The 8,257-nt window shown below is 58.8% G+C and carries 8 protein-coding genes; 4 read left to right on the top strand and 4 right to left on the bottom strand.

Features of this window, described 5'->3' with window-relative positions; genetic code table 11:
* The first annotated feature begins 296 nt into the window (after nt 1-296).
* The 4 genes from ACP5OT_RS12820 to ACP5OT_RS12805 are packed head-to-tail and all read left to right on the top strand — an operon-like array spanning nt 297 to nt 4,685.
* Nucleotides 297-2,360, top strand: coding sequence for a M15 family metallopeptidase (locus ACP5OT_RS12820; RefSeq protein WP_428132316.1), 2,064 nt, complete (start codon nt 297-299; stop codon nt 2,358-2,360).
* Between the two features lie 15 nt (nt 2,361-2,375).
* Complete coding sequence (locus ACP5OT_RS12815) at nt 2,376-3,134, top strand: SDR family NAD(P)-dependent oxidoreductase (RefSeq protein ID WP_424676827.1); 759 nt, start codon at nt 2,376-2,378, stop codon at nt 3,132-3,134.
* Between the two features lie 12 nt (nt 3,135-3,146).
* Complete coding sequence (fsa, locus tag ACP5OT_RS12810; protein ID WP_428132314.1) at nt 3,147-3,800, top strand: fructose-6-phosphate aldolase; 654 nt, start codon at nt 3,147-3,149, stop codon at nt 3,798-3,800.
* Nucleotides 3,801-3,809: 9 nt separating this feature from the next.
* Nucleotides 3,810-4,685, top strand: a complete 876-nt coding sequence (locus tag ACP5OT_RS12805; protein WP_424676825.1) for a uridine kinase — start codon at nt 3,810-3,812, stop codon at nt 4,683-4,685.
* A gap of 130 nt (nt 4,686-4,815) precedes the next feature.
* On the opposite strand, the gene ACP5OT_RS12800 is transcribed toward ACP5OT_RS12805, so the two are convergent.
* The 4 genes from ACP5OT_RS12800 to ACP5OT_RS12785 form a co-directional block, all read right to left on the bottom strand.
* On the bottom strand, nt 4,816-5,376 hold the full coding sequence (locus ACP5OT_RS12800) for a TerB family tellurite resistance protein (RefSeq protein ID WP_424676824.1): 561 nt from the start codon (nt 5,374-5,376) through the stop codon (nt 4,816-4,818).
* Nucleotides 5,342-5,647, bottom strand: coding sequence for a hypothetical protein (locus tag ACP5OT_RS12795; protein ID WP_424676823.1), 306 nt, complete (start codon nt 5,645-5,647; stop codon nt 5,342-5,344). The genes ACP5OT_RS12800 and ACP5OT_RS12795 overlap by 35 nt, the downstream gene beginning before the upstream one ends.
* Before the next feature lie 5 nt (nt 5,648-5,652).
* Entirely contained in the window at nt 5,653-5,811 is a 159-nt protein-coding gene (locus ACP5OT_RS12790) for a hypothetical protein (protein WP_424676822.1), read from the bottom strand.
* 176 nt (nt 5,812-5,987) lie between these two features.
* Nucleotides 5,988-8,228 carry a transketolase-like TK C-terminal-containing protein gene (locus ACP5OT_RS12785; RefSeq protein ID WP_428132329.1) on the bottom strand — a complete coding sequence of 747 codons (2,241 nt, stop codon included), beginning with the start codon at nt 8,226-8,228 and terminating at the stop codon, nt 5,988-5,990.
* Nucleotides 8,229-8,257: the final 29 nt, after the last annotated feature.

The following is an 8,257-nucleotide window of genomic DNA, read 5'->3' as shown; positions in this document are numbered from 1 at the left end:
ATGCGTTTAGCATCGGCAGCGGAGTAGGTTTACCGGAGCACTCATTACTTAGTGCGACTTCCTCCTCTGCGCCTTTGCGTTTAGCATCGGCAGCGGAGTAGGTTTACCGGAGCACTCATTACTTAGTGCGACTTCCTCCTCTGCGCCTTTGCGTTTAGCATCTCTGCGCTTTTGCGCGCGTTGCGATTGGGTCATCGGCCCTTATCCCCCGCGCTGTCTCCCTCCGATTCGTTGCCTTCTCTACAGCACTGTGCTACGATGAGCCGAGAATATTTTTAGTAACGATGGAGCGTGCCATGAGCAGCGCTGAGGTGCAGGCGATCGCGGTGGGAAGACCGGATCGGGCGGGGAGGAGTCGCGAAGGCAGTCCGGTGGCGTTAGTGGTGGCAGTGGCTGACGCGCAGCATGCCGCGATGGCGCTGGCTGCCTACCAAAGCGCGGATGCGGTGATGTTGCCTCATTTCTACCTTGATCGGGATGGGACATTGCATCAACTGGTCGCTCCTGTGCGGGCCGGTCATGGGTTGGGCCGGGCAATTTGGCGGGGGCGAGTGCATAATCTCGACCGGGTGGCGGTGATTGTGAGCCTTGCAGCGCCGACGCTGACCGATCTGAGCGAGGCGCAAGCCACAGTGCTGGCTGATTGGTTGCCGGCGGTGGCCGCGCAATACGGCCTGTCGTTGGCTGATATTGGCATGCTCATCACTGATGCCCGCGGGAAGCGGAGGGTGTTGCCGTATTTGCCGCCGGCGGCGCCGGTTGCCCCTGCTGAGGGTGTTATCCTCGGCAGCGGCGTGCGCTCTCCCGAACAGGAGCTGTGGGTGGGTTTGGCGACGGTGACGTGGCGGCAGCGCGGTGGTCAATTGCGGCTCAACCAGGCCTTTTCGCTGCACTGGGGCAAGTTTGATCTCGGCGCGCCGCTGGCTCCTAACGAGCCGCCGCTGGTGGCGCTCGCTGGTAAGACGTATAACTTTCAGGTCTTTGCCCGCGATACGATCTTCAACGAAGGCACCCAGTATGCTGCCGTGCAGAGTTTGTCCAATCTGCTAGGACCGGACATCGGCGCAATTCCTGCCGGCGGAGTGAGCCGGGCCTTAATTGAGGCGAGCTATCGCAGTGCGTTGAAAGCGAGCGCGACGCGCGCGCCGCTCGAGGGTAAAACCGAGTTTCGCGCCGATTGGCGCTTCCATTTTGTGGCCTTGCAAGCCAAACTTGGCCCGGCCCTGAGCGGGAATTATGTCACGGCTGACCGCGCGTTTGCGCTGCAAGTCTTTGCTGGCGACACCCTCTACACGCCGATGAGCCAGCAATCCGGTTGTTTCTTTCTCAGCTTAACCGACCCAGCTAGCCCGCAGTATGCCCAACTGTGGGCCGAAACGTACAACGTTGCCGGCGTTCCGTACAATCCAACCGATCCGTTTCACCAGCGGGCGTTGGAATTAAAGTTGGGCACGCCGCTGAGCGGGGTGGTGCGTGAGACGATCCAGGGGATGACCTATGAGGTGCAGGTGTTCGCTTATGATACCCTGTATCGTGGAGGGGATGGCGTGATCCGGTGTATGAGCGATCTGCCGCGTCCGCCAGAAGTACTGGCGTGGCAGCCGAAACCGGCAACGTCTCGTGTGAACGCCGGGCATGTGGTACAAACGCCGGTTCAACCCTCTGCCACAGCCACCAGCCCGGCGACGCAATCGGCGAGCGCATCATCTCAGGTGATAGCGGTTGATCTTGCGTCATCCCCATCCCAACAACCGACCGGGGGGATGGCCGATGTGCTGACTGCTCCGGAGGTGGTGCGGGCCGGGCCGCCGCGTCGCGATCCGAATTGGCCGCCCATGCCCGATTTCAACATTCTGACCGACCGCAACGGCCAGCGCGAGCGAATCTTGGGTAAAATCGAGTGGGTGCGCAAGAGCGGCGATGATATTACCATCACCAACGATTGGGCGGCGCAGAACCTGATCGAGGTGTCGATACCGCAATTGGCCCGGTTCCGCAATACTAACGGCGGGCGGATCCGTTTCCATCGGGTGGCGGCTGACCAATTGCGCCGGTTGTGGCAGGCATGGGAAGATGCAGGACTCTTGCAGTTAGTGTTAACATTTGATGGCGCATGGTGGCCGCGTACCATTCGCAGCAATCCGACCACGTTGAGCAACCATGCGTATGGCACGGCATTTGATATCAATGCACAGTGGAACGCATTCTACAAACCGGCAGCGCTGGTAGGTGATCGCGGCTCGGTGCGTGAATTGGTGCCGATTGCCAATGCGCTCGGTTTTTTCTGGGGTGGTCACTGGAATTACGATGGCCGCGGCGCCAGTGATGGGATGCATTTTGAATGGGCAGTTGCCCGCTGAGCAAAGGAGCAAGCAATGCAACTGAACGGTCTGGGTGCGTTGGTCACGGGTGGCGCATCAGGGTTGGGGGCAGCGACAGCCGAGCGATTGGCAGGAGCCGGTGCGCGGGTGACGATCGCCGATCTCAACGAGGCAGCCGGCATGGAGCTGGCCGAACGGATTGGCGGGCGGTTTGTACGTACCGATGTTACCGATCCGGCGCAGTGTGCGGCGGCGGTGGCGGCAGCGACAAACGTTGGCAGCCTGCATGCTCTGGTCTGCTGCGCCGGGATTGTGTTGGCCGAGCGGATGTTGGGGCGCGATGGTGTGCATGATCCGGCCCGTTTCAAACGGGTGATCGAGGTTAATTTGATTGGCACGTTTCAGATGATGCTTTACGCAGCGCAGGCGATGGCGAACAATCAGCCAAACGAGGAGGGTGAGCGAGGGATAATCGTGAACACGGCCTCAATCGCTGCCTTCGACGGCCAAATCGGTCAAGTAGCGTATGCAGCCTCGAAGGCGGGGGTGGTGGGAATGGGCTTGCCGGCGGCGCGCGAATTGGCCCGGTTTGGTATCCGAGTGATGACGATCGCGCCGGGTATTTTTGATACAGCGATGATGGCTAGCTTGCCGGCGGCGGCGCGCGAATCGCTCGGCGCACAGGTACCCTTCCCCTCGCGGCTTGGCCGTCCGGCGGAGTATGCTGCGCTGGTGCAGCATATTATCGAAAATCCGATGTTGAATGGCGAAGTAATCCGGCTTGATGGCGCGATTCGGATGGCGCCCAAATAGAGGAGGAGCACAATGCAGATCTATCTCGATACGGCGAATCTGGCCGAAATTCGGGAAGCGGCCAGTTGGGGCATTCTCAGCGGGGTGACGACCAACCCGACCCTGATTGCGCGTGAGCGCGGTGCTGACTTTAAGGCGATCATTACCGAGATTGCCGAACTGGTTGATGGCCCGATCAGCGCCGAGACCGTCTCGCTCGATGCTGAGGGTATGGTGCGCGAGGGCATTGAATACGCTTCGTGGCATCCGAATGTGATTATCAAGGTGCCGAGCACGACCGAGGGGCTACGCGCGGTGAGTCAGTTGGCCAAGCACGGCATCCGCTGTAACGTCACGCTCTGCTTCAACTCGGTGCAGGCGCTGTTGGCGGCGCGGGCTGGCGCGTTTATCATCAGCCCCTTTGTCGGGCGGGTGGATGACACCGGCGTTGACGGCATGGCGCTCATTCGCGAAATTGCCGGCATCTATCGCCAAGATCGCGAGATTACGACTAAAATCTTGGCCGCTTCGATCCGCCATCCGCGCCACATTGTCGAAGCGGCGTTGGCGGGGGCTGATATTGCGACCTGCCCGTTTAAGGTGTTGCAGCAGGCAATGCGCCATCCCTTAACTGACCGTGGGATCGAACAGTTTCTCGCCGATTGGAAATCGCGTTCGGCTTCGTGAGAAGAGGTTATGGACGACCAACCCCTGATGCTTGGTCTGATTGGCGCGAGCGGCGCTGGCAAGACGACCCTGACCCGTGGGATTATTCGTCTACTGGGTGCGCAAGGTGTGACGCCGATCAGTCTCGATGATTATCTGCGCTACAGCCGGGCCGAACGGGCGGCGCTCGGCTTGACCGACGCTGATCCGGCGGCGACCGATCTTGAGCGCATGGCGGCTGATTTGGCGGCGTTGCGCAGGTGCCAAACCATCAATAAGCCGGTATACGACCACGTGACCGGTGCGCCGCGAGGCAGCGAACGGGTTGCGCCAACCGGTCTGGTGATCGCGTATGGCGCGCTCACGCTCACTCCGCCGGTACAAGCTGAGCTGTTTGACTTGACCGTCTATCTCGATCCGCATCCCGACCTGTACCGGCGCTGGCGCGAAGAACGGGATGTCAAACAGCGCGGCTATACACTGGCCGAAGTACAGGCGGCGTGGCCGGCCCGCGAGCGTGACATCCAGCGCTACATTGCGCCTCAGCGCCCGTTGGCCGATGTAGTGTTGCGTTTCGTTCCGGGAACAGATGGGCTTGACATGCAGATGTCGTTGCGGCGGCGGGCAATGGCGTTTGATCTGGCCGGTATCGTCCACGCAGTTGGCGCGACGGCGGTCGTACAGCTACGGCCGGTCGCTGCCGATGACGACGGGATACCGGCGATGCTCGTGATGGCCGAAAATGATCCAGTGCTTGATCGGGTGAGTGCGGCTTTGCGAGCATACTTACCGGTGCAGGGGCAACTACCGCGCGATGAGGCAACAGATCCGACCATAGCAACCTTGACCTTTGCCCAGACCTTAGTAGCTGTGATATTACTACGCCAGACAGGAGGCTGGCAATGATCTGCTGGGAAGCGGCCAGAAGCAGGCATCCTGATTGAGAGGTGATCGGGGCGGCTTCATGCCTGCCCCGGTCTGGTAACTATCATCCAACCTATCCGATGGGTAGGAGTTGAGGTATGGCTAGGCTACACTAGCGAAAAAGTTCGTTCAGATCGGTTTCGGCGATGCCCAGCCGTTGTGCCATCTGCGTGATATACAGTTTCTCGGCGATATGCAGTTCACCATCGCAGCGTGCTAATGCCACCATCTTCATCAATAAACCGACTATCTCCTCAGGTTGGGCAGCTAAGGCTTCATAATCAATTGTGAAATTGGTATTGGTGTGGAGCACAGCGAGCAAGATACGCGCTTGTTGATCGCTCAGGCCCGATTCTTGGAACGTTTGGGACAAAAAGGTCTGTTCTTCCGGCGTGACGTTGCCGTCGATTTTGACCAAGTTGTTGAGGTCTGCTATTCGGATGCGGTACTGTGCATAGCAGATGCGCTGTGCAAAGGCATTTAACCATTCCTCAGGTTGTGCATCCTGTTCTGACACAATCTGAATGTCTTTGTTAAATATCTCGACCGCTTTTTGGCCGATTTGATTGGTTGAGGAGTACGACCACGCGGCCACTGCCACAGCTCCGACGATAGGGAGCCATTTGCTGATCGTCGCCTTAATCAAGCGTTGGGTGACTTGCCAGGCGAGCAATTTGATAACCTGCTGAATGACGCGAAGCGAGGCTCGGCGGACGAGGATTTTGCTCGCATGCATTGGTGAGCAACGATATACCGCCCGCACCTAAGGCTGAGCCGAAAATTCCCAGCAGTAATTCAACGGTGATGACATTGTCTTTACCGTAAGCCATCCCGATGTCATAGAGCATCGCTACTTGATTGCGAATGATAAGGCCAATTTCCGGGACTACCGCTAACAGCCCGAACGAACCAGGAATCAATCCTAAGCCACCCGAGATAGCCATATTGCTTACGGCATATGCCGAGATGATCCCTGGTATGTCTTGTTGGGCTTCGGTTGCTGCGCATAATGGCGCTTTCGCTCTTCAATAACCCGGCTAAAGATGTTCGTCATCAGATCAATAACGTGATGTTGCAATTCGTTCTGTGGATCATTAGTTGGAAGCATGAGACTGCTCCTGGGTCAAAAGACAATAGTAGCCGCCGATCGGTCTTCACACGCTTACTCTATAACGGCTCATCCGTGTTTGTGAAATGTGTTACGGGAGTATTACAGCCAAAGAAAAGAACGGTTTCGGCTAGTAAATTGCGGATATGACCAGTCGGGGCAATTGGTATACGTACTCAGAGCACGTACCTATCGATCAGTTCAAAAGCGGCTTCTGCAATCGAGAATGGATCAAGCCCAAATGCGCGATAGAGGTCATCACGTGCTCCCGACTGACCAAATTGGTCAACACCCAGGGCGCGCAGTGGTGCGCCGTGGATGGAGCCGAGCCATGCCAGCGCGTGTGAAGCGGCGTCGTGAACGGTCACGATGGGCGCGTTGCGTTCGCTGGGCGGGATGAGCCAGCTCATATCGCTGCCCTGTTTCCATTGCTCGAACACACGGCGGGCGCTGGTGAGGTTGATCACATTCACAGCTACCCCTTCACGGTGCAGATACTGGGCTGCTGCTACCGCTTCGGGCACGAGTGTTCCACCGGTGACGATCTGCACGACCGGCGCACGTAGATGATCGTGGTAATCGGCGCGGTCGATCAACCGATAGCCGCCACGCAGAACTTGTTGGCGTAGTTCGGCGGCGCCGAGCCGGTCGAGGGCCGGTTGGAGTAGGCTTTGGTCGATGGGGCGGGTCGAAAGGCGAAGATAGCTCGCCGATCCGTTGGGATCGATACAGAGGCGGAGCGCCTCGCGCAGCAGCCACGTCGTTTCAAGGGCAAAACACGGCTCGAAGCTCGCCAGATTGGGCAACTCAATCCCTAACGAGGCTGTGACCGATGACTGGTGCGCGCCGCCTTCGGGCGATAAAGTAATGCCGCTGGGAGTACCGACGACAATAAACCGCGCTCCCGAATAGAGGCCGTAGATAAACGCATCGAGGCCGCGGCAGACAAACGGATCGTAGACAGTGCCGATCGGGATCAGCGGTTCGCCAATTAGATCACCCGCCAAGCCAAACATCCCCAGCAGCATAAAGAGGTTCATCTCAGAGATGCCCAGCTCAATATGCTGCCCACCCGGCCAGCGTCGCCAGCGCAACATGCGATAGGCTTCAGTCTCAAAATCCGGCTCTTCGTGGCGGGCAAACACCCCAGTCTTGTTAATCCAGCCGGCCAAATTGGTCGAAACTGACACATCCGGCGATGCGGTCACAATCCGTTCGCGCAAACCAGCAATATCGGCGACGCGCACGAGAAAGCGGCCAAAGGTGTCTTGGGTGCTGACCATGCCACTGGCCGGCACGGCAATCTCGTCGGGCAGGGGAATAGTCACGGCAGGCGCAGTGTGATCGGGCGCGCCATACAGACGGGCCGCGGCTTCAGCGCAGAGCTGGCCACCGGGCGAGTTGGGCGGTAAGCGATCCCATTCGTGACCGGGGGCGATGCCGAACTGTTCGCGTAGCGCCTCGATCTGTTCGGGTGTGAGCAACATCGAGTGATTAAGCGGATTGCCGGCAATGGGCAATCCCCAACCCTTAATCGTGTAGGCAAAGATGATGGTTGGCCGGCGCGGTTCAGCATCGGCGGCAGCAAGCGTCTTGAGTAATTCCATCACATCATGACCGCCGAGATTTGCCAGCGTCGCCGGCAACTCCTCATCGGGAACGGTGGCGAGCAAGCGGGCAAGCCGCTCGTCACCGTTGATCAGGCGAGGGCGCAGGTCGGGGCCGGGCAAACGGATGAGAGCCTGATACTCCTCGTTACTCATCTCGTCGATGCGAGTGCGCAGCACATCGCCACCCGGTTGGGCAAAGAGTGTTTGCAGACGACAACCGTATTTAGCTTCCAATACACGCCAACCACTTTCGGCGAAGAGACGCTTAAGGTGCGCGGCGCGGATGCCAGGTACTACTCGGTCGAGACTCTGCCGGTTCAGATCAACGATCCAGAGCAAATTATCGAGTTCGGCGAGCGCCGGATCGATCACAGCCTCCCAGACATTGCCCTCATCGAGTTCGGCATCGCCAACGAGAGAGATAAAGCGTTGGGTGGCGGGCCGGTTGAAATGAGAGGCGGCGTATTGTGCGCTGAGGGCGGCAAAGGCCGGGGCGACTGCACCGAGGCCGACCGAGCCGGTGGAAAAATCGGGCGGATCGGGGTCTTTGGTGCGCGAAGGGTACGCTTGGAGGCCGCCAAACGCGCGCAATTGGGTGAGGTAGCGCGCATCGAGCCGGCCCAACAAATATTGCAGCGCGTGATAGACCGGCGAAGCGTGCGGCTTGACCGACACCCGATCACCGGGACGCAAGTAGTGCAGATAGAGTGTAGTCATAATCGTGACCATCGAAGCCGACGAAGCCTGATGACCACCCACCTTCACCCCGTCGGGATTATGGCGGACATGGTTCGCGTGGTAGATCATTAAGGTCGCCAACCAAAGCACACGCTGTT

Origin of the sequence: Chloroflexus sp. (assembly GCF_049970315.1) — a bacterium.
Classification (GTDB): domain Bacteria; phylum Chloroflexota; class Chloroflexia; order Chloroflexales; family Chloroflexaceae; genus Chloroflexus.
This window is presented reverse-complemented; position numbering and strand designations above follow the sequence as displayed.